Origin of the sequence: Sorangium sp. So ce145 (assembly GCF_051525985.1) — a bacterium.
In the GTDB taxonomy this organism is placed as follows: Bacteria; Myxococcota_A; Polyangia; order Polyangiales; family Polyangiaceae; genus Sorangium; species Sorangium cellulosum_B.
Genome location: NZ_CP150315.1, coordinates 1,460,388 through 1,481,690 on the forward strand (window position 1 = coordinate 1,460,388; position 21,303 = coordinate 1,481,690).

General features: G+C 72.9%; 16 protein-coding genes. 14 read left to right on the forward strand and 2 right to left on the reverse strand.

Going from position 1 to position 21,303, the window contains the following annotated elements:
• Position 1 precedes the first annotated feature (1 nt).
• Positions 2-2,026, forward strand: coding sequence for an SBBP repeat-containing protein (locus WMF34_RS05415; RefSeq protein WP_437992628.1), 2,025 nt, complete (start codon positions 2-4; stop codon positions 2,024-2,026).
• A gap of 282 nt (positions 2,027-2,308) precedes the next feature.
• Positions 2,309-3,625, forward strand: coding sequence for a glycosyltransferase family 4 protein (locus WMF34_RS05420; protein WP_437992629.1), 1,317 nt, complete (start codon positions 2,309-2,311; stop codon positions 3,623-3,625).
• A 28-nt stretch (positions 3,626-3,653) separates the two neighbouring features.
• On the opposite strand, the gene WMF34_RS05425 is transcribed toward WMF34_RS05420, so the two are convergent.
• The gene (locus WMF34_RS05425; RefSeq protein WP_437992630.1) at positions 3,654-5,162 is read right to left on the reverse strand and encodes a serine/threonine-protein kinase; all 1,509 of its coding nucleotides are present in this window, start codon (positions 5,160-5,162) and stop codon (positions 3,654-3,656) included.
• Positions 5,163-5,558: 396 nt separating this feature from the next.
• Between WMF34_RS05425 and WMF34_RS05430 the strand changes: the two genes are divergently transcribed.
• The 8 genes from WMF34_RS05430 to WMF34_RS05465 all read left to right on the forward strand — a co-directional run bounded on the left by WMF34_RS05430 (position 5,559) and on the right by WMF34_RS05465 (position 16,168).
• A complete protein-coding gene (locus tag WMF34_RS05430; RefSeq protein WP_437992631.1) occupies positions 5,559-5,708 on the forward strand; it encodes a hypothetical protein in 150 nt (49 codons plus the stop codon).
• Positions 5,709-5,714: 6 nt separating this feature from the next.
• The gene (locus WMF34_RS05435; protein WP_012233661.1) at positions 5,715-6,710 is read left to right on the forward strand and encodes a glycosyltransferase family protein; all 996 of its coding nucleotides are present in this window, start codon (positions 5,715-5,717) and stop codon (positions 6,708-6,710) included.
• A 265-nt stretch (positions 6,711-6,975) separates the two neighbouring features.
• Positions 6,976-8,559, forward strand: coding sequence for a glycosyltransferase family 4 protein (locus tag WMF34_RS05440; protein ID WP_231864696.1), 1,584 nt, complete (start codon positions 6,976-6,978; stop codon positions 8,557-8,559).
• 90 nt (positions 8,560-8,649) lie between these two features.
• Complete coding sequence (locus tag WMF34_RS05445; RefSeq protein ID WP_437992632.1) at positions 8,650-11,271, forward strand: MMPL family transporter; 2,622 nt, start codon at positions 8,650-8,652, stop codon at positions 11,269-11,271.
• Positions 11,268-12,446, forward strand: coding sequence for a glycosyltransferase family 4 protein (locus WMF34_RS05450; RefSeq protein WP_012233664.1), 1,179 nt, complete (start codon positions 11,268-11,270; stop codon positions 12,444-12,446). Before WMF34_RS05445 ends, WMF34_RS05450 begins: the two co-directional genes overlap by 4 nt.
• 37 nt (positions 12,447-12,483) lie before the next feature.
• Positions 12,484-13,800, forward strand: coding sequence for a glycosyltransferase (locus WMF34_RS05455; RefSeq protein WP_231864698.1), 1,317 nt, complete (start codon positions 12,484-12,486; stop codon positions 13,798-13,800).
• A 126-nt stretch (positions 13,801-13,926) separates the two neighbouring features.
• Positions 13,927-15,375: a GuaB1 family IMP dehydrogenase-related protein gene (locus WMF34_RS05460; protein WP_012233666.1), complete on the forward strand. Its 1,449-nt coding sequence runs from the start codon at positions 13,927-13,929 to the stop codon at positions 15,373-15,375.
• A gap of 154 nt (positions 15,376-15,529) precedes the next feature.
• Entirely contained in the window at positions 15,530-16,168 is a 639-nt protein-coding gene (locus WMF34_RS05465) for a lysophospholipid acyltransferase family protein (RefSeq protein WP_012233667.1), read from the forward strand.
• A gap of 52 nt (positions 16,169-16,220) precedes the next feature.
• Here WMF34_RS05465 and WMF34_RS05470 read toward each other — a convergent pair whose 3' ends face one another.
• A complete protein-coding gene (locus WMF34_RS05470; protein ID WP_012233668.1) occupies positions 16,221-16,688 on the reverse strand; it encodes a hypothetical protein in 468 nt (155 codons plus the stop codon).
• 307 nt (positions 16,689-16,995) lie between these two features.
• Between WMF34_RS05470 and WMF34_RS05475 the strand changes: the two genes are divergently transcribed.
• The 4 genes from WMF34_RS05475 to WMF34_RS05490 all read left to right on the forward strand — a co-directional run bounded on the left by WMF34_RS05475 (position 16,996) and on the right by WMF34_RS05490 (position 21,205).
• Positions 16,996-17,430, forward strand: a complete 435-nt coding sequence (locus tag WMF34_RS05475; RefSeq protein ID WP_157906465.1) for a hypothetical protein — start codon at positions 16,996-16,998, stop codon at positions 17,428-17,430.
• Positions 17,431-17,696: 266 nt separating this feature from the next.
• Positions 17,697-18,926, forward strand: coding sequence for a glycosyltransferase family 4 protein (locus WMF34_RS05480; protein WP_012233670.1), 1,230 nt, complete (start codon positions 17,697-17,699; stop codon positions 18,924-18,926).
• 118 nt (positions 18,927-19,044) lie between these two features.
• Entirely contained in the window at positions 19,045-20,040 is a 996-nt protein-coding gene (locus WMF34_RS05485) for an NAD-dependent epimerase/dehydratase family protein (protein WP_012233671.1), read from the forward strand.
• Between the two features lie 4 nt (positions 20,041-20,044).
• Positions 20,045-21,205 (forward strand): glycosyltransferase family 4 protein, encoded by a 1,161-nt coding sequence (locus WMF34_RS05490; protein ID WP_437992633.1) that lies wholly within the window; start codon positions 20,045-20,047, stop codon positions 21,203-21,205.
• Positions 21,206-21,303: the final 98 nt, after the last annotated feature.

A 21,303-nucleotide genomic window follows, 5' to 3' on the forward strand; every position in this document is an offset into this window, starting at 1 on the left:
GGTGCGCTCAGCGCGCGCGGCGCGCGCCGGGTCTGCCCGTCGCGGCGGGCGCTTCACGGCGGCGACGGCGGTGACGGCGGCGGCGCTCGTCGCGCCGGCCTTGCCGCTGCTCGCGGGGTGTCCGGGGACGATCGACGATCAGGAGCGGTTCGACCGGCGGCACGGCGGCGGCGGCCCGCAGGCCGCGTGCGCCGACGTGCCCGCGGTGTTCGCCGAGCGGTGCGGCGGCGGGGGCTGCCACGGGCCAGGCGAGCCGGCGGCCGGCCTCGACCTCGTCACGCTCGGCGTCGGCGATCGCGTCGCCGGCCGCCCGGCCACGAACTGCGCCGGCGTGCTCGCCGACCCCGATCGGCCGGAGGAGAGCGCGCTCTACGTGCGGCTCAGCGACGCGCCCTCGTGCGGCGCGCGCATGCCGCTCGGCGGGGCCCCGTACTCGTCCGAGGAGCTCGCGTGTGTCGCCGCCTGGATCGCGGAGCTCGCGCCGGCCGCGTGCAGCGGCCTCGACTGCGGCTGTCCCGGCTGCGTGTGTACGCCCGGCGCGCAGGAGGCGTGTTACACGGGCCCGAGGGGGACGGACGGCGTCGGGCGCTGCGCGGCCGGCACGCGGGCCTGCAACGCGGAGGGCACGTCGTGGGGCCCGTGCATGGGGGAGGTCCTGCCCGCGTTCGACGCGTGCGACACGCCCGACGACGAGGACTGCGACGGCGCGACGCCCGCCTGCGAGGACGTGTGGAGCCGCGGCTTCGGCGACGCGAACGGCCAGTACGCCCGATCCGTCGCGTTCGACGCGGACGGCAACGTGATCGTGGCCGGGCAGCTGGAGGGGACCGTCGATCTCGGCGGCGGCCCGCTCACGGCCACCGGCACGGACGCGTTCGTGGCGAAGTTCGACAGGTTCGGCGCGCACGTCTGGAGCAAGCTGTTCCCCGGCGACGGCAACCAGTTCGCGATGGCGCTCGCGGTCGACGCGGCGGGCAGCGTCCTCGTGGCGGGCCGCGCCTTCGGCCGCGTCGATCTCGGCGGCGGCGAGCTCGCGTCGCGCGGGAGCGACGATGTCTTCGTCGTCAAGCTGGGCGGCGGCGGCGAGCACATCTGGAGCAGGATCTTCGGCGGATCCGGCGCGGATCGCTGCGACCGCATCGCCGTCGACGCGGCGGGCAACGTCCTCGTGGCGGGCGGCTACCACGGCGTCGTCGACTTCGGCGCCGGCGAGCTCACGAGCGCGGGCATGCGCGACGCCTTCGTGCTGCGCCTCGCCTCGGACGACGGCCGGACGCTCCTCGCCATGCGCGCCGGCGGCGAAGGCGACGATTACGCCCACGGGATCGCGGTCGACGCCGACGGCAACCTGTTCGTCGCGGGTCATTTCGAGGGATCCATCGATCTCGGCGGCGATCCGCTCGTGAGCGCCGGCCTCTCCGACATCTTCCTCGCCAAGCTCCGTCCTTCCGGCGACCACGTCTGGAGCGCCCGGTTCGGCGGCGCCGAGGCGGACGAGGTCCACGACGTCGCGGTCCACCAGGCGACGGGCGACGTGGCGCTCACGGGCACGTTCGCGTCGACCATCGACCTCGGCGGCGATCCGCTGGTGAGCGCCGGCGGGCGGGATCTGTTCGTCGCCAGGCTCTCCGGCGCCGGCGCGCACCTCATGAGCCGGCGCTTCGGCGACGACGAGGACCAGCTGCTCACCGATTTCGAGACCGGGGCGCGCGCGAGCGTCGCGGTGGACTCCGCCGGCAATCTCCTGCTCGCGGGGTCGCTGTTCGGCTCGGCGGACTTCGGCGGAGGGCCGCTGGCGAGCCGGGGCAAGACCGATGTCTACCTGGTCAAGCTCGGCGCCTCGGGCGATCACGTGTTCAGCAAGCTGTTCGGCGACGTCCAGACGCAGGTCGGCCTCGACGTGGCGGCGGGCTCGGGCGCGAGCGTGCTGATCGCCGGCCGTTTCTACGGCGCCATCAATTTCGGTCAAGGGGTGCTCTCGAGCGCAGGCCAGGGCGACGCGTTCGTCGCCAAGCTCTCTTTGTAAATACCGTTCTCGTTGCAAATGCCGCGCTCGGCAGCGATGAGCGCTGTTTGCCCATCTCGTCTGCCCGGGTTCACCCAGGCGCGTGGCGATTTGCCTCGCTGGGGCGGCATGGCTGTTCGTTCATCGCTCGTCTGGGCACGTTGCTCCCATTCCTTGCCTCGTTTCCAGCTTTCTCGGAGTGGCATGTTTTCTGCTCGAAGCCGCTCGACCGCGCGGCGAGATGCTCCGCTGATTAGGAGGATTTCCATCGAGCCGAGCGGGCGAGTCCGAAGGAGCAGAGGTATGCGCATCCTGCTTATCACCAAGATCTTTCCGAACGCGACGAACCCGGGACAGGCGCCGTTCAACCGGCGGCAGTTCGCCGCGCTCTCGAGGTATTGCGACATCGACGTCTTCGCCACGATCCCCTGGTTTCCTGGAGCTTCCAGGTTCTCCCGGTGGTCTACGTCGAGCGACGCGCCTCGCGAGGACGTGATCGAGGGATTGCCGGTGCGCCACCCGCGATTCCTCTATGTGCCCAAGGTGGCGCCGTATCTCAATGGTCCGCTCTATGCGGCGTCCATGCTCTTCGAGCTGGCGCGCCACCGTCCGGCGCCGGACGTCATCGTCGGCTCGTTCGCCTATCCGGATGGATTCGCCGCGGTGTGCCTCGCGGAGCTGCTCGGCGTCCCGGCGGTCGTCAAGGTGCACGGCTCGGACATCGACGTGCTCTCGCAGCAACCGGCGGTCAGGCCCTCGCTCGAGTGGGGTCTCCGGCGCGCGACCCGCGTCGTCGCCGTGAGCAAGCAGCTGGCCGAGGGGGTGCACGCGCTCGGCGTCCCGCGCGATCGCATCGATGTCGTCATGAACGGCGTCGATCGCAGCGTGTTCTACCCGCGCGACCGGGGCGAGGCCCGCGCCGCCCTGGGCCGCCCTGCGGAGCGCCGGCTGCTGCTCTACGTCGGCCACCTGCTCCGCGACAAGGGCGCGCTCGACGCGATCGCCGCGTTCGAGCGCATCGCCGCCGCGCACCCCGACATCGACCTCGCGCTGATCGGGAGCGGCGCGGACGAGCAGGCCTGCAGGTCGGCGGCGGAGCGGCTCGGCGGGCGCGTCCTGATGACCGGTCGCCTGCCGCACCACGAGGTGGCGCGCTGGGTCGCCGCCTGCGATGCGCTCGTCCTGCCGAGCCATCACGAGGGCACGCCCAACGTCGTGATCGAGTCGATCGCGTCGGGCCGCCGGGTGGTCGCGACGCGGGTCGGGGGCATCCCCGACGTGATCACGGGCCCCGAGCTCGGCGAGCTCGTCTCGCCCGGCGATCTCCCCGCCCTGGCCGGCGCCATGGCGCGCGCGGCGCACGCGCCCTACGATCCCGAGCGGATCTCGGCGCTCGCCGGGTGCAAGGGGTGGGACGAGAGCGCTCGCGCGCTCCACGACACGCTCGTCCTGGCGCGGAGCGAGCGGCTCTCGCCAGCGCCCGCGCCGCTGCGCGTGCCCGTGATCGACGAGGGCCCCGCGCTCCAGGCGGACGCGCAACCCCCTGCGTCCGTGCGATGGGCGCCGCCCCCCTCGCGGCGGTTCCCCGACGGCGCGCAGCTCGGGGCCGGCCAGGCCTGAAGGGCCGCGCGCTCGCCCTGGCCCTGCTTCAGGCCACGGGCACGGCTTTTTCGGGCCGCAGGCGCACGGTGGGGCCGGGATCCGGGGGCGGCGGCTCGGCGCGCGGCATCGCGGCGCGCGCCGTCCAGAAGCTCCTTGCGTCGTCCGGCGTCCACCCTGGCGCCGGCTCGCATGCGTCGAGCGCGGCGAGCAGCTCGCGCGCGCTCTGGTAACGGTCGCCTGGCCGCTTGGCGAGGCACCGCATCACCACCTCTTCCAGCTCCGACGACAGCGGCCAGGGCGCGCGCAGCGACGGCGGGATCGGTGGCATCGTCAGGTGCGAGTAGACGAGCTTGCCGAAGCTCCGGCCGTCGAAGGGGGCCACGCCCGTCAGCAGGTAATAGAGCGTGACCCCGAGCGAGTAGATGTCGCTCCGGGCGTCCACGGCGCCGGCCGAGATCATCTCCGGGGACATGTACGTCGGCGTTCCCTTGATCACGCCGACGTCCGTCATGCTCGCGTCTCCCTCCAGGCTCACCTGCTTGGCGATCCCGAAGTCGAGCACCTTGAGCACGTCCTGCTCGTCCCCCACGCGCGTGATGTAGAGGTTGTGGGGCTTGATGTCGCGGTGGATGACGCCCGCGTCGTGCGCCTCCGCCAGCGAGAGGCAGGCCTGCCGCGCGAAGTGGACGACCCGGGCGGGCGGCATCGGGCCGTGATCGCGCACCAGGGTGGCCAGGTCGGCGCCGGCCAGGTGCTCCATCGCGATGTAGAAGATGCCGTCGCTGCTCGCCCCGAAATCGAAGATCCGGATGGTGTGCGGCGACGTGAGCCGGCTCGTCGCGCGCGCCTCGCGCTCGAAGCTGCGCACGTCGCCCTCGGACTTGCTCTCGCTGCGGAGCAGCTTCAGCGCCACGTCGCGGCGCAGCGACTCGTCCCAGGCGAGCCACACCTCGTTCTGCCCGCCCCGGCCGACCGGCGCCACGAGCCGGTAGCGGCCGAGCTTGCGGGCCTCGTAGACCTGCTGGCGCGCCGACCAGAGGCCGTGGCTCGCCGCCGACACCAGGATCGCGGTGGCGAGCACGAAGATGTAGTTGCAGGCGAAGATCACGAGCGACCGCGGCGACGTCCACTGCGCCGCCAGCGCCGGGTCGAGGGACGCGCCAGCGCCCATGATGATGGGGAAGCTGAGCGCGACCGGGATCGTCATCCGGAGCGATCGCGAGAAGTGCGTGGGCAGGATCGTCGCGTCGACGAGCATCACGATCGACAGCCCGTGCATGTAGTTCCAGGTCAGATCCCCGAACTCCAGCGCCATCACGGAGATGAGCCCCCCCGTGCTCCACACCGCGAAGACGTGCGCCGCGTCGAGGAGCTCGGCCGAGGTCTGCTCGCGCCGGGCGAGGAGGTACAGCCAGAGCAGGATGACCTCGCCGAGCAGCCGGTAGAGCAGCAGCCGGGTGACCGAGGCGCTCGGAAACACGGCGAGCACCACGAACACGTCGAGCGCCGCGAACGTGGGCCAGGTCACGAGCGCCGTGGGGAGGCCCCGCGCCATCGCGCGGCGCTCGTCCGCCGAGCTGATGCCTCGAGGTCCCTGGGATCCCGTCGAATGGAAGCTGCTCGAGGCGGTCATGGTGCGGCGCCGGCCGTATCGCAGGCCATTGGAGCCCTGCGCTGGCGCGGAGTCAAAGCGCACGTCGCCCGTCTGGAGGAGCGAGAAATGACGCATCGCACGTGTCGCACGCAACGTACGTGCGGCGCGCATCGCGCGCATCACACACGTCGTACGCGTTGCCCACGTCGTACGCACCACGCGCGCGCCGCCCGGGCGCGGCGCGGCGAGCGCGCTCCGGGGTTCCGCCGGCGGGGCGTCCGTTGTAGACGCGCTCCGCGCTCGTGCCGAGACCCCCGCCATGGCGGCGATCTCGGCGGCGATCCGCGGGGAAATGGGATGAAGCAGAGACGTGCGCTCGTGATCATCGCGGCCCGCAATGGCGTGCTCGCCGGCGCGGCCCCCGCGCGGGCGGCCATGGGCCCGCGCGCGATCCTGGGACGGGCCCTCTCTCGCGCGCGCGGCTGCTGCGGCGCGCCGGTGCGCTGACGGCCCGTGGCCAAGATCGGCTACTACGTCCACGGGCGCGGGCGCGGGCACGCGAGCCGCGCGCTCCCGATCGCGGGAGCCCTCCGCGAGCTCGGCCACGAGCTCCGGATCTACGGCGGCGGTCAGGCGGCGGACCTGCTCGGCGCGCTCCCGGAGCACCGCCTCGTGCGGCCGATCCACCGCGGGCTCGCGGGCGTGATCGAGCTCCCGCGCCGCCTGGCGAAGGAGATCGTCGAGCAGGCGGGCTTCCGGCCCGACGCCATCGTGAGCGACGGCGACGTCCCGTCGCTGCTCGCCGCGCGCGCGCTCGGGATCCCCGCCGTCGCGCTCGGCCACGACCTCGTCTTCTCGCGCTGCCGCCTGCCCGAGGGGCTGCCGAGGCTGCGGGTGCTCGCGTGCCGGCGCACGACGTGGGCCTCCAGCCGGGCGCGCCGCGCGGTCGCCGTCCACTTCCTGCCGATCGAGCCGGAGACGCCGGGCACCCTCGTCGCGCGGCCCGAGCGCCGGCTCGCCGCCGCGCGCGCCGGCGAGCCCGGGGCCGTCGTCTGCTACTTCAGCGAGTGCGACGCGCGCCGCGTGCTCGAGCTCGTCGCGCGCGGCGGCCGGCGCGTCATCGCGTTCGGCGACCCAGGCCTCGACGTGCCCGGCGTCGAGGCGCGCCCCTTCGATCCGGGCGCGTTCCTCGGTCACCTCGAGGGCGCGTCGGCGGTCGTGACCACCGCCGGCAGCAACGTCCTCGCCGAGTGCGTGCTCGCCGGCAAGCCCGTGCTCGCGCTCTACGACGACCGCCACAACGAGCAGACGCTCAACGCGCTCCTCGCCGAGCGGGCCGGCGTCGCCGTCGCGAGCTCGCTCGCGGCGCTCTCGCCGGACGTCGTGGCGCGCTTCTTCGATCGCTGCCGCGCCGCCGACTTCGCTCGCATCGACCTGGAGCGCGCGCTGCCGAGCGCGCCTTCCGCCGTGCTCACCCTGCTGGAGGAGGCGTGCGCGGGCGCCTCGTGACGAGGTGCATCGCGGCGTTCGCACCTCGCGCCGTGGCCGAAGTCGACACAAGCGGCATGAGCTTTGCTAATTACGCCCACCGCCGACAGGCCGATCGGCCGACGAGGAACGGCTGCTGTGCCGAGCAGCAGGCCGCGCTCGCGGCCGCAGCGCGACACGGCTGTCGCGGGCGCGACACGAACGCCCTACCGCCCGTCACGCTGCGCGCCTCGGTCGGTCATCGACCACGGTTCGCGCCGCTTCTCCAGGAGCAACGAAGATGACGATGGATGCAATTCTGCCGCTCAGCGACCACCGGAGCGATCGCGCGCCGCACGAGGCGATCGCGCCGGCGCGTCACACGCCGTCGACGGGACCCGCGCGGGGAGGGCTCTCCTCCGTCAGGGTGCAAGCGGCCATTCCAGAGAATCCCTTCGCTGCCCTCTCCGGCGCCAACGGGCGGCCGCTCAAGGTCGCCATCCTCAGCGATTTCACGCGCATTCCTTACGCGAATGGCGCGGTCTTCCAGACGCGGGCCCTGTATCGCGCGCTCAACACCTGTGGTCACCAGGCAACACTGATCGGACCTCGGGATCCGGATGCCTCGGCCGACGAGATCCCTCCCGGCACCGTCGCCTTGCCCAGCCTGCCGCTGCGCACCTACCCGGGGGTGCACCTGCCCATCCCCGTGGGATCCTCGGTGCTCGATCCGATGCGGTGGGATTTTGACATCTGCTTTGCGCAGACCACGACCCTGCTCGTCGAGTTCGGCATCTGGCTGCGCAAGATGCGCGGCATCCCGCTGCTCTGCGTGAACACGACGCACCTCGCGGCCGCGTACGACGTTCTCCTGCCGGAGCGGGTCTCCCGGATCGGCGCGGTCCACACGGTGCTCCACAAGACGCTCCGCGCGCCGATGGAGCGGCTCTTCGTGGACCTGTACAACCAGGGAGACGGCCTCGTCGTGCTGAGCGAGGGCCTGCGCGATTACTGGCGCGAACGGGGCGTGACGGTGCCCATCCACGTCATCCCGCGGATGGTGCCCGAGGACGTGTTCGAGCGCCCGCTCGGCCCCGACCCCTACGTGCAGCTGCTCGAGGAGCGCGGGCTCGACCCGCGCGGCCCCCGCCTCGTCTGCGCGGGCCGCCACACCCGGGAGAAGTCGCAGCACCGGCTGATCCGCATCTTCGCCGAGCACATCGCCCCGCACGAGCCGCAGGCGACGCTCACGCTCGTCGGCGACGGGCCGGACAGCGCGGCGTACGCCGCGCTCGCGCGCGAGCTGGGCGTCGCGCGCCGGGTCATCTTCACGGGCGAGGTGCCGTACAGCCAGATCTCGGACTACTACCGGCACGCGAACCTCTTCCTGCACGCCTCGCTGAGCGAGACGTTCGGGAACGTGCTGAGCGAGGCGCTCTGGTGCGGCTCCCCGACGGTCGCGTTCGCCGACGGCATGGGCGTGAGCTCGCAGATCCAGAGCGGCCACAACGGCCTGCTCATCGACCCGGGCCGCGGGCCGATCGCCGAGGAGAGCGCGAACGCCGCGTTCGGCAAGGCCGTGCTCGCGCTCACGCGCGACCCGCTCGCCGCCGCGCGGCTCGGGAGCGCGGCCGCGCAGCGGGCGCGCGAGCGGTCCTCGCCCCTCGTCGTGCAGCGGATGCTGGCGAACGCGTTCGCGCACGCGCGCGAGCACGCGAGGCAATCCAACCTGCGCCCGCTCGTCGACGGGCCGAAGGCGCTCCAGTGGCTGGAGACTTTCCGGCACTTCCGCACCTGGATGGGCTTCACCGGCGGCCTCTTCGCGTTCGGCCACCTGCGCCCCGCGGCGGCGCCGCGGCCCAAGGGTATCCAGCCGTCGTTCTGCGCCTAGCGCGCGTGGTAAGACCGGCCCGAAGCCGGCCCGCACGCGGCCGCTTCGAGGTGTTCCCGGTTTCGAGGTGTCCTTCGAATGCTCCTCAGGATGATCGGTGCGCTCGTCGATATCAGCGGGCGCCGTCCCTGGCTCGTCATTGCGCTCGCCCTCCTCTCCATGGCAGGGCTATGGGGGTACGCGTCGCGGCTCGAGCTGCGCACGGAGCTCCGCGAGCTCTTGCCGCGCGACAGCCCGGCGTTCCAGGCCTACGAGCGTCAGGCCCAGCGCGTGGACGGTGGAGCGCAGCTCATCGTCATCGCCGAGTCGCCGGATCGCGGCGCGAACGAGCGGTTCATCGACGCGCTCGCGGAGCAGCTGAACGAGCCGCTCCGCAAGCGCGCGGCCTGCGCCGCGGCGTGCGGCGACGACGCCTGCCGGGCGGCGTGCGGGCCGCCGGCGCTCATCCGCTACGTGGAGTCCGGCACGAAGGAGGTCCGCAGCTTCTTCGACGCGAACAAGTGGCTCTACGCGAGCGTCCGCGAGCTCGAGGCGGCGGACGAGGCGATCGAGCTGGAGCTCGCGCTGCGGAGCGGCCTCATCGAGGATCTGGAGGCCTCCGGGGCGCCCGGAGGTGACGCGGGCGCGGCGGCGACGCCGGCGCCGGCGCCGGCCCAGAAGGGGCTGTCGCTCGACGAGACCTGGCAGGAGCTCCAGCGGCGCCTGAAGAAGATCGACGAGTTCCCGAGCGGCTACTTCGCCACGCCCGACGGGCGCATGGTCGCGCTCCGCATCGTCTCGCGCAGCGCCGGCATGGGCGATCGCCGCGCGGCGGAGCTCCTCGACCAGGTGACCGCGCTCGTCTCGCGCCTCGATCCTGCGGCGTTCCACCCGGCCATGCAGGTCGGGTACGCGGGCGACATCCCCAACGCCATCGCCGAGCAGAAGTCGCTCGTCAGCGAGGCGGTGTGGGCCACCGTCATCGCGCTCGTGCTGATCGTCGGCGGCGTGATGATCTACTACCGCTCGCCCTGGTCGCTCCTGGTGATCCTGCTCCCCACGGCCTTCGGCGCCAGCGCGGGGTACGCGTTCGCGACCCTGACCTACGGCTACGTCAACACGGTCGGCGCCTTCCTCGGGGCGATCATCGTCGGCAACGGGGTCAATTACCCGATCGTGCTCCTGTCGAGGTACCGCGACTTCCGCGCGCGCGGCATGCCCGCGGACGAGGCGCGGCGCGAGGCGGTCATCAACGCGTTCCGCGCCGAGCTCGTCGGGGCGAGCGTGGCGGCGATCGCCTACGGATCGCTCACGATCACGCACTTCCGCGGGTTCAGCCAGTTCGGCACGATCGGCTTCGTCGGGATGATCATGGTGTGGGCGTCCATCGTGCCGCTCGTGCCCGCGACGCTCGTCGCGATCGAGCGCATCCAGGCGAGGCTCCCGCCCTGGATGCGCGATCCGCCGCCGCGCGTCTCGGACGAGGGCACCGCGGGGCCCGGCGCGCGGGCGCTCGCGCGCGTGACGTCGCGGTGGCCGCTCGCGTTCCTCGCGGTCGCGCCGGTCATCGTCGCGCTCGCGGCGTGGAAGCTCCCCGCGTACATCCAGGACCCCTGGGAGTACAACTTCGCGCGCCTCGGCTCGAAGAGCTCGCGGGAGAAGGGCGCGGGGAGCTGGTCGCTCAAGGCGTCCGAGGTCTTCGGCGGGAAGATGAACGTCGCCGGCGCGATGATGCTCGCCGACACCCCCGAGCAGGTGCCGGCCATCAAGGCGCAGATCCTCGCGAATGACGCGAAGGATCCGCAGGGCCAGCTCGTGGCCGACGTCGCGACGATCGCCGACGCCCTCCCCGGCACGGCCGAGGAGCAGCAGCGGAAGATCGAGGTCCTGGAGCGGATCCGGGACCGGCTGACCCCGCGGGTGCTGAAGGCCCTGCGCCCCGAGGAGCGGGAGCGCGTCCTCAGCATGAAGCCGCCGGAGTCGCTGCGCGTCATCGGCCCGAAGGACCTGCCCGACCTGATCCGCCGCAGGTTCGAGGAGAACAACGGCGTCGTGGGGACGGTGTTCTACGTGAAGTACAAGAACAACGTCTCGTTCTCGAACGGCAGGAACCTCCTGCGGATGGCCGACACGACCGGCAACGTGGTCCTCCCCGACGGGACCCACGTCGTCACGGCGAGCAGGCCGACGGTCTTCGCCGAGATGATCCGGTCGATGGAGCGCGACGGCCCGCTGGCGACGGCGGCCTCGTTCCTCGCGGTCACGATCGTCGTGGTGCTCGCGACGGGCAGCATCGCGGGCGCGCTCGCGGTCCTCCTGTCCCTCGTGCTCGGCGTGCTCGCGACGGCCACCGCCATGGCGGCGCTCGACGTCAAGATCAACTTCCTGAACTTCATCGCGCTCCCGATCACGTTCGGCATCGGCTGCGAGTACCCCTTCAACGTCTTCGATCGCGCGCGGCTGCTCGGCGGCGACGTGGCGCTCGCGCTCAAGCGCTCGGCCGGCCCCGTGGCCCTCTGCAGCTACACGACCGTGCTGGGCTACGGGTCGCTCGTCTTCGCCGACAACCAGGCGCTGAACTCCTTCGGCTGGGTCGCGGTCAGCGGCGAGGTGGCGTGCGTCGCGACCGCGCTCCTGTTCCTCCCGGCGCTGCTCCACGTCATGAACCGCTCGGCGCGGATGCGGCGCTCGTGGAAGGGCGGCCTCCTCCTGCGCGGGAGCAACCATTCGTGAAGATCCTCGACGTCGCGGAGTTCTTCTCGTCCCGCGGGGGCGGCGTGCGGTCGTACCTGGAGGAGCTCGTGCGCCAGGGGAGCCGGCGCGGCCACGAGATCGTCGTCGTGGCGCCCGGGCCGCGCGACGAGGTCGTCCCGCTCGAGCGGGGCCGCATCGTGCGGGTGGCCGGCCCGCCGATGCCGTACGACCCGACCTACCACGCGCTCCTCCGGCTCGGCGCGGCGCGGGCGATCATCCGCCGCGAGGCGCCGGACGTCGTGCAGGCGAGCGCGCCGTACACGGCCGCGCTCGTCGCGGCGAGCGCCCGCGAGGTCCCGCTCCGCACGTTCGTGTACCACTCGGATCAGATCAGCACCTACGCGGCGCCGCTGCTCGATCGGGTCCGCCCGCGCGCGGTCGCCCGGGCGATCGAGGGCGCGCTGTTCGCCTGGCCGCGCGCGCTGTCGCGGCGGTTCGACGCGACGATCGCCCCCGGGACGTTCATCGCGGAGCAGCTCCGCAGCCACGGCTGCGAGCGCGTCCACCGCGTCACCTTCGGCGTGAAGCGCGGCGATTTCGGCCCCGCCCGCGCGGACGCGGCGCTGCGCCGCGGCCTGCTCGGCCGGTTCGCGGACGAGCCGTCGGCCGCGCTGCTCCTCGTCGCGTGCCGGCTCGCCGTCGAGAAGCGGGTGGCGCTCGTGATCGACGCCGCGCGGGAGCTCGCGGCGCGGCGCCCGGTCGCCCTCGCGGTGCTGGGCGACGGGCCCGAGCGGGCGCGGCTCGAGCGGCGCGCGGCCGCCCTTCCGCAGGTGACCTTCCTCGGCTTCGCGAAGGACCGCGCCACCTACGCCGCGCTGCACGCCAGCGCCGACGTCTTCGTCCACGGGGGCGCCGCCGAGACGTTCGGCTTCGTGCTGGGCGAGGCGCTGTGCTCGGGCCTGCCGCTCGTCGTCCCGGCCGCCGGCGCCGCGCTGGATTTCGTGCAGCCCGGCGCCGCCGAGGTGTACGCGCCGCGCGCCTCGCCGGGCGAGGTGGCCGCCGCGATCGAGCGGGTGCTCGCGCGCCCGCGGGAGGAGCGCGTCGCGGCGGCGCGGGCCGCGGGGGAGCGGCTGCCCACGAGCGACGAGCACTTCGAAGCGCTGTTCGCGCTCTACGCGGACCTGCTCGAGCGCGGGGTGCGCGGCGGGGGCTGACGTCGTGGACGCCAGCTTGCCCTCGAGAGGATCGATCGTGCGCCCCTTCCTGCTGATCTCCCCCGCCTTCGCGCCCCAGACGAGCGTCGGCGCCTTCCGCTGGGTGAAGCTCGCGCGGCACCTGCCGCGCCACGGCTTCCGCGTCGCCGTCCTGTCGGGGACCTTCCCCGAGGATCCGCGCGACGACGGGCTGCTCGCCGCGCTGCCGCCCGAGGTCGAGGTCTTCGACGAGTACCTCGATCCGGCCGTCCTCGCCGCGGGCGCCGCGCTGCACGCCCTCCGCGCGCGGGCGCCGCTCCCCGCGGGGCGCGCGGGGCCGCTCGTCGGGCTCCGCCCGTTCCAGGCGATCACCGACCGCTGGATCGCGCACGCGCCGCGCGGGGCGCGCGCGGCCGTCGCCCTGGCCCGCCGCACCGGCGCGCGGGCCGTCGTGGTGAGCGCCGGGCCGTACTCGGCCTGCCCGGCCGGCCTCCACGTGAAGCGGGCGCTCGGCGTGCCGCTCGTCCTCGACATGCGCGACCCGTACTCGCTGCACGAGACGGGGAACGGGCCGCCGTCCGGCCTGGCCGAGCGGGCCCGGCGCGCCATCGTCCCGCGCCTGGAGCGCCGCTGGCTCGAGGGCGCCGACCACGTGATCTTCAACACGCGGGCCGCGCTCGAGGCCTACCGCGCGCGCTTCCCCGAGCTCTCGTCGAAGTCCTCGTTCGTGCGCAACCACTTCGATCTCGCGCTGTACGCGCCGCCGCCCGCGCCGGAGCCGCCCCGCCGCTTCGTCGTGCTCCACCTCGGCACGATCCGCGAGGAGGCCTCGGCGGACCAGATAGGCGCCGCGCTGCGGCGGTTCATCGACCGTGAGCGGCTCGCGCCCGAGGACGTCGTCCTCCGGCAGATCGGCCGGATGTCTGACCACGATCGCGCCTGCTTCGAGCGCATGGGGCTCACGCCGTACATCGAGGCGCTCCCCCCGGTCCCGCAGCGCGACGTGCTCGGCGAGCTCAGGCGGGCGCACGTGCTGCTCGCGATGCTCAGCCCCCACGTCGTGCTGCGCGTCTCGGCCAAGACCTACGACTACGCCGCGTCGGGGATGCCCGTCGTCAGCGTGACCGCGAACCGCGAGGTCGAAGAGCTCCTCTCGTACCGGAGCGACAACGCGCGCGTCGCGCCGGACGACGCGGACGGCATCGCCGCCGCGCTCGCGCGCCACCTCGCGCGCTTCCGGGAGACGGGCGCGCTGCCGGTCCCGGCGCCTCCGCCCGCGGCGCTCTCGTCCGAGGCGGCCGCGGCCAGCGTCGCCGCGATCCTGGACCGCGTCATCGCCGACGCGCCCGCCCGCCGCGCCCGCCAGCCTCCTTGAATACGGTAGCCCGGCGGGGAGGGGGCCGTCGCGCAACCAGCGCCGACCCTCGCCCTGCCGTCAGGCACTAGACTGGCGCGCGCCGCGCCGCCTTCGCGGCGCCATCCCCCTTCCTCGGAGCTGTGCATGCGCTTTCTCCACCCCGAGCATGACGAGAGCCTGGAGCTCGCCCTCGAAGACGTGTTCCTGACACCCGGGTACTTCGCCGGCGGCTCCCGCCTCGAGACCGACCTGCGCCCGGCGGACTTCCCTGGCGGCTCGCACCCGATCGTCTCGGCGAACATGAACGCGGTCACCGGCAAGCGGATGGCGGAGACGATGGCCCGCTTCGGCGGCCTCGGCGTGCTCCCGCAGGACATGGATCTCGACACGGTCGAGCGCATCGTCCACCACATCAAGCGCGCCGACCCGCGCTACGACACGCCCCTCTCGGTCTCCCCGCGGGCCACGCTCCGCGACGTGCACGGCATCATCCGCAAGCGATCGCACGACATGGTGGTCGTGGTCGACGACGAGCGGCGGCCGATCGGCATCGTCACCCACGCCGACCTGCGCGACCGGGATCAGTACACGCCCGCGTCCGCGCTCATGTCGTCGCGCCTCATCACCATCCCGGCCGGCACGCCGAACCGGACGGCCTTCCTGCTGATGGAGGACGCCCGCGTGAAGGCGGTCCCCGTGCTCGACGGGGACGGGCGGCTCCACGGCGTGCTGACGCGCGACGACGCCGTGCGGCTCGAGCTGCTCAAGCCGACGCTCGACGGCGGCGGCGAGCTCATGGTCGCGGCGGCGATCGGGATCTCCGCGCAGGCGGCCCAGAGCGCCGCGCGCCTGCTCGAGATCGGCGTGTCCGCGATCGTGCTCGACACCGCGCATGGCCACCAGCGCCGGATGATCGAGGCGATCCGCGCCGTGCGGGGCGCCGTCGGCGACGCCGTCCCGCTCGTGGCCGGCAACGTCTGCACGGCGGAGGGCACGCGGGCCCTCATCGAGGCGGGCGCCGGCATCGTGAAGGTGAACGTCGGCCCCGGCGCGATGTGCACGACGCGCATGCAGACCGGCGCCGGCCGCCCGACGTTCTCCTCGGTGCTCGCGTGCGCCCGCGAGGCGCGCCGCCACGGCAAGCGCGTCTGGGCCGACGGCGGCGTCCGTCACCCGCGCGACGTGGCGCTCTACCTCGCCGCCGGCGCCTCGCGCGTCATGGTCGGGACGACGCTCGCCGGCACGTACGAGAGCCCGGGCGACGTCATGGAGGACCGCGACGGGCTGCTCTACAAGGAGAACTACGGCATGGCGAGCGCCCGCGCGGTCAGCGAGCGCACCGCGGACCTCGACGCGTTCGAGCGCGCCAAGAAGGCCTTCTTCCGCGAGGGCATCTCGACGTCGCGCATCTACATCCACGAGGGGCGCGAGAGCGTCGGCGCCATCCTGATCGAGATGATCACCGGCGTGCAGTCGGCGTGCACCTACGCCGGCGCGGCGAACCTCGACGAGCTCCACGACAAGGCCGTCATCGGGGTGCAGACGCTGGCGGGGTACGGCGAGGGCAAGCCGCACGGAATCGAACGGCGTTGACGACGCGGCGTTGACGACGCGGCGTTGACGACGCGGCGCGCCCATCGCGCCATGCTTCCCATGCGCGCGAGCGGCGGCGCGGGATGACGGAAAGGTGACGTGACTTCCACCCGGGCAGCGACGAACCTCCGGCTGCTTACCGTCGAGGTCCTCCATGCCGAACGCACCCGCTCCACGTTTTTCCGCCGCGCGCCGCGCCGTCCGCCGGTTCGTCGGCCGCACCTGGTTGTCCGTGTTCGGCTGGCGCATGGAGGGCATCACGGAGCTCCCGTCGAAGGCGGTGATCATCGCGGCACCTCACACCTCGAACTGGGATTTCCCGTTCACGCTCGCGGTCAGCTACGTGCTCGACCTCGAGTTCTCCTGGCTCGGCAAGCACACGCTCTTCGAGCCGCCGTTCGGCTTCTTCTTCAAGTGGCTCGGCGGCGTCCCCGTCGACCGCCGCGACCGGAACAACCTCGTCGCGGCCGTTGTCGACGTGCTGAAGGAGCGCGACGAGCTCATCCTGATCATCGCGCCCGAGGGCACGCGCTCGCGCACGAAGCGCTGGAAGACGGGCTTCTACTACGTCGCGCTCGGCGCCGGCGTCCCGATCCTCCTCGGATACCTCGACTTCCCCCGCAAGCGGGGCGGGATCCTCCACGTGTTCCACCCAACGGGCGACATCGAGGCCGACATGGCGGCGATCCGCCGTCTCTATGAGGGCATCGAAGGAAAGCACCCGGAGCGGATGAGCGAGATCACGCTCGGCGCCAGGGGTGCTCCGGCGAACGGGGCCGTCCAGCACCCCTGAGCTCGGGTCGAGGGCGCGCGAGCCGCCTACCCGCGCGGCCGGGGGGCGCTCGTCAGCGCAGGGACGGCGCGCGAACCGACGAGGCGGGCCCCGCCGTGATCCTCGTCGTCAGCACGCCCGCGAGCGCCCATTCGAACGCGGAGCGGTCGGTGTACACGTTGAAGCGGCCGCCCGTGGCGAGGTTGGCGACCGTGACGCCCATGGCGACGAGCCCAGGCCGCACGAGGATATGGACCTCCTTCAGCTTGCCGGGGTTCCGCAGGTGCCACGCCGTGAGCCTGGCCCGGACGTCGCTGTCATAGCCGGTGCCGAGCTCGAAATCGTCGAACACGACCGGGAGCACGCCCGCCTCGACGAGGGTCTCCAGGTGCCTGATCGCCGGCTCGATGAGATCGAGCGACGCGTACCCCTCGAGGCGCCTCGTCACGACGTCGGACGCCGGCGTTCGGACATCGAGGACTCCCCGCCCGGTCGACCAGCGATCGCCCCGAGCTCCGAGCCGTGTGTGTGCCAAATCCATCTCGATTTCGAGACTTTAGTCGATGGGCGGCGCGCCGCCACGCGATCCGTCCGATCCGCGCCGTTCCCCGACGCCGGGGGCCTGTGCTGCGCTCGCGGACGGCGCCTCGCCGGCCGGGCGCGCGAGGCGGCGGGGTTTCCGGCGCGTCGAGCACGTCCGGCGGGCCTGGCCGCCTCCTGCTGCGTCGAGCGCCGTCGGCGTGGCCGAAAGCGGCTATGATGCCGCGGCTGTTTCGGCCGCCGGCCGGTGCTGGCGGTTCGCGAGGCGTCTTCGCCCGCAGCAGAGGGACGAAGGAGGAGCTACCGAGATGAGAGGACATGTTTCCAGGGTGCTGCGGCTCGCTGTCGTGGCGTTTGCGTGCGCGCTGATGGCGGGCTGCGGCGGCCCGCTGCGCTACACGCCGCAGGGCATCGGGAAGGCGCCGGGCGCGGACGCCGTGATCATCGCCGACGTCAACTTCGACGCGGCCATGACCCGCCTCGACATCAACGCGAAGGATCTCCCGCCGCCCGATCGCCTCGACTCGAGCAGCACGGCCTACGTCGTCTGGGCGCGCCCGGACAGCGACTCGCCCTGGCAGCGGATCGGCGCGCTCAACTTCGACCCCGATGCCCGCACCGGCAAGCTCAAGGACGTGAGCGTGCCGCTCACCCGGTTCGAGCTCGTCATCAGCCTCGAGAAGACCGCCAATCCCGAGTCGCCGTCCTCGGAGCTCATCTTCAAGCAGGACGTCGAGTACTGACGAGACCACGTTCTCCGCCGGGGGTGCATCTTCGCAGCGCTGCTCGAGTCGCTCCCGGCGTGCGCGTCGCGGCCGTCTGGCGCGACCCGCGGCGCCAGCGACATCGCCGTGCCGCCCGCCGCCCCCCTCGTGATGCTGTCGAGGCGTGATGGTCGCCCGTCCCATCGAGGTGGGCGCCGGCCGTCGGCCCCGGTCCCGAAGTTTCGGCGCCGTCCGTCGCTCATCGCGTGAATGCCCGCGAGCGCCGGTGCATCGAAGCGCGGTGAGTGAAGATTCTCCTCCTGTCGCAGTGGTATCACCCCGAGCCCATCGCGCGCCCGCATCTGCTCGCGGAGGCGCTGGCCGAGCGCGGGCACCAGGTGACGGTGGTGACGGCGTTCCCGAACTACCCGCATGGCCGCACTTATCCAGGGTACCGACAGCGCCTCTGGGACGTGGAGCACGCGAGCGGCACCAGGGTGATACGCCTCCCGACCTACCCTGATCACAGCCGATCGCGCGTGCGGCGGACGCTCAACTACGCGAGCTTCGCCGCCTCGACAGCGCTGCTCGGGACCGCCCTCTCCGGGCCGGCCGACGTCGCCTGGGTCCACAACCCCCCACCGAGCCACGCCATCGCCGCCTCCTGGCTCGCCGCGCTCCGCCGGATACCGTGGATCTATGAGGTCCAGGACCTGTGGCCCGAGACCGCGGCGGCCTCGGGCATGCTCGACAGCAGGCTCGTGTTCGCTGGCATCGATCGCGTGAACCGCGCCCTCTTCCGGCGCGCCGCGGCGATCACCGTCATCAGCCCGGGGCTCGAGCGCGAGCTCTCCCGCAAAGGCGTCTCCACAGACAAGGTGCACCTGATCCCGAACTGGGCCGACGATCGGATCTACAGGCCGGTGGAGCCCGACCCAGGGCTCGCGGCGGAGCACGGGTTGTCAGGGCGGTTCGTCGTCCTCTTCGCCGGCAACATGGGTCCTGCCCAGGCCCTCTCCAGCGTGCTCGACGCGGCCGATCGGCTGCGCGACCTCACCGACGTGCGGTTCGTGATGGTCGGGGACGGGAACGACGCGCTCAGGCTCCGGCGCGAGGCTGAGGCGCGGGCCCTCTCGAACGTCGTCTTCATCGGCCAGCAACCCCACGAGCGCATGCCGCATTTCTTCGCGCTGGCCGATGTGGTGCTGTCGCACCTCCGGCGCGATCCGCGCTTCGAGATCACGATCCCCTCGAAGATCTCGGCCTACATGGCCGCGGCCAGGCCGGTGCTCGTCGCGGCGGGCGGGGATCCGGCGGATCTGGTGCGGAGCAGCGGGGCGGGGCTCGCCTGCGAGCCCGAGGACCCGGCGGCGCTCGCGGACGCCGTGCGGCGGTTTCACGGCATGACGCCGGAGGCGCGGCGCGCGATGGGGGAGGCCGGCCGGCTCTATTTCCTTCGCTGGTTCACGCGCGAGCCGCTCGTGCGTCGTTATGAGGAGATCTTCGCGCGCGCAGCGGGTGAATCATCGTCGTGAGGACGCCGGCGCCCTCGGGCGCCGGCGCGAGGCTGTGGGTACCGAAGGCCGCAATGCACCGGGGCATTGCGGCGGGCAACGTTTCACGGGCGAAACGACAGGCACAGCGGTGGGCACCATGCAGGATTACAAGGACCGGCGGATCATCGTGACCGGTGGGGCTGGCGCGATCGGCGGCTCGCTCACGGCGGCCCTGGCCGACGCGGGCGCGGAGGTGATCGTGGTGGACGACCTCTCCTCCTCCTCCCGCTGGGGCGTCCCGGCGCGGCGCAACGTGCGCTTCGTGGAGGGGAGCGTCGTTGATGACGGCTTGCTCGCGGCGGTGTTCCGGGAGCGGCCATCGCATGTCTTCCACCTCGCCGCGCTGTTCGCGAACCAGAACTCGGTGGACAACCCGGAGCGCGATCTCGAGGTCAACGGCCTCGGCACATTGCGGGTGCTGCAGCACGCGCGGCGCAGCGGGGCAGAGCGCGTCGTCTTCGCCTCGTCCGGGTGCGCGCCCTACGGCAGCGACCCGCCGCGGCCCGTCCACGAGGAGCACCTCGCGCTCGATGTCCACACGCCCTACCAGGCCACCAAGCTGCTCGGCGAGCTCTATTGCAATTATTTCTGCGGTCATTCGGCCGGCAACGATGCGCTGAGCACCGTGCGGGTCCGCCCCTTCAACTCGTATGGTCCGGGCGAGGTCCCCGGCCGATACCGCAATGTGATCCCCAACTTCGTCTACTGGGCCCTGCGCGGCGAGCCGCTGCCTATCACCGGGACGGGAGAGGAGACCCGCTCGTTCACTTACGTGGGTGACATCGTCGATGGGTTTCTCCGGGCGGGCGCCGCGGCGGCCGCGTCGGGGGAGGCGTTCAACCTGGCGTCGGGCGAGGAGATCGCCATCCTCGACGTCGCGAGAGCCATCAACGAGTTGACGGGCAACCGCGCCGGCGTCCGGTTCGTCGGGCGCCGGGCGTGGGATACGCAGCGCCGTCGGGTCGCGTCCACCGACAAGGCCCGTCGCGTCCTCGGTTTCGAGGCGCAGACGGGCCTGCATGAGGGGCTCGCGCGCACCGTGGCGTGGTTCCGCGAGCGCTGGGCCCAGATCGAGGCCGACGCGCGCTTCTAGGGACATGCGCGTCGCGCTCTGGGGCCCCCTCCCGCCGCCCGCCGGCGGAATCACGCGGTGGATGCGGAACTACCTCGACGCGGCGGCAGCGGCGGGCATCGAGGCGGACGTCATCGACACCTCGCCCCGAGCCGCCTCGAGCGATCCGACGAGCAGGCTTCGCCCCGCGCGCGTGGTCCGCGCGGGCGAAGCGCTGGCGGCGCTTCACCGGCTGCTCGCGCGACGCCGGCCGGACGTCGTTCATCTGTGCACCACCCTGTTCTGGGCGACCGCGCGCGACGGCCCCGCGGTGGAGCTGTGCCGTCGCGCGGGGGTGCCGGCCGTGCTCCACCTGCGCCTGTCGCCGCAGATCATCGCCTGGCATCGGGCCCTGCCGTGGCCGGCTCGGCAGGCCGTGCGCGCCGTGCTGGGCCGCGCCACGGCCGTCATCACGCTCTCGGAGGAGCTGCGGTGTTACGTGCAGGCCTTGGTTCCAGGGGGTCGCGTCCTCCGGATCGCCAACCCGGTCGACACCGACGTCTTCCACCCCGCTGCCGCGCCGCGCTCGCCCGGCCAGCCGCTGCGGGTGCTCTTCGCCGGGCTCGTCACGCCGCAGAAGGGGGTCCTGGAGCTCGCGCGGGCCGTGCTGGCGGTCGGGGGCCTGACCCTCGCGCTGGCGGGGCCTCGCGACGCAGGCGGCGCTGCCGGCCCGTCCCGCCGCCTCGACGAGGCGCTCGCGGAGCTCGAGCGGCAAGGCCGCCTGAGCCTGCTCGGCGAGGTGCCTGAAGACGCGATGCCTGCGGTCTACCGCGACGCGGACGTCTTCTGCCTGCCGAGCCATGGCGAGGGGCTGCCCAACGCGTTGCTGGAGGCGATGGCCAGCGGCCTGCCCTGCGTCGTCACGCCGGTCGGCGCGGTGACGGAGGTGATCCAGGGCGAGGGCGGTCGGGTGGCCCTCCTGGTGGCGCCGAGAGACGAGGACGCGCTGCGGGGCGCGCTCCGCTCCCTGCGCGACGACCCTTCCCTGCGGGCGCAGCTCGGCGAGGCCGCGCGCCGGCGCGCCGTGCGCCGCTATGCGAGCAGGACGATCATGGCGGAGTACGCCGCGCTGTACGCGCAGCTCGCGGCGGCCGACGCCTCGCGTCCCGAGCCCCGGGACGAACATAGCGGCTGCGCGGGGCCGTAGACCGCGCGCCGCGATAGGGGCTCTCCCGATCCGTTTGGCTGCTGGCGTCCTCTCGATTCCATATCAGTCTAGTGCGCCGATGATTGACCGCCTGCGCG

Coding starts and splice junctions, on each gene's coding strand:
- WMF34_RS05420 (WP_437992629.1), top strand. CDS start 2,309: ATGCGCATCCTGCTTATCACCAAGATCTTTCCGAACGCGACGAACCCG.
- WMF34_RS05425 (WP_437992630.1), bottom strand. CDS start 5,162: ATGGCGCGGGGCCTCCCCACGGCGCTCGTGACCTGGCCCACGTTCGCG.
- WMF34_RS05430 (WP_437992631.1), top strand. CDS start 5,559: ATGAAGCAGAGACGTGCGCTCGTGATCATCGCGGCCCGCAATGGCGTG.
- WMF34_RS05440 (WP_231864696.1), top strand. CDS start 6,976: ATGGATGCAATTCTGCCGCTCAGCGACCACCGGAGCGATCGCGCGCCG.
- WMF34_RS05445 (WP_437992632.1), top strand. CDS start 8,650: ATGATCGGTGCGCTCGTCGATATCAGCGGGCGCCGTCCCTGGCTCGTC.
- WMF34_RS05460 (WP_012233666.1), top strand. CDS start 13,927: ATGCGCTTTCTCCACCCCGAGCATGACGAGAGCCTGGAGCTCGCCCTC.
- WMF34_RS05465 (WP_012233667.1), top strand. CDS start 15,530: ATGCCGAACGCACCCGCTCCACGTTTTTCCGCCGCGCGCCGCGCCGTC.
- WMF34_RS05470 (WP_012233668.1), bottom strand. CDS start 16,688: ATGGATTTGGCACACACACGGCTCGGAGCTCGGGGCGATCGCTGGTCG.
- WMF34_RS05475 (WP_157906465.1), top strand. CDS start 16,996: ATGAGAGGACATGTTTCCAGGGTGCTGCGGCTCGCTGTCGTGGCGTTT.
- WMF34_RS05485 (WP_012233671.1), top strand. CDS start 19,045: ATGCAGGATTACAAGGACCGGCGGATCATCGTGACCGGTGGGGCTGGC.
- WMF34_RS05490 (WP_437992633.1), top strand. CDS start 20,045: ATGCGCGTCGCGCTCTGGGGCCCCCTCCCGCCGCCCGCCGGCGGAATC.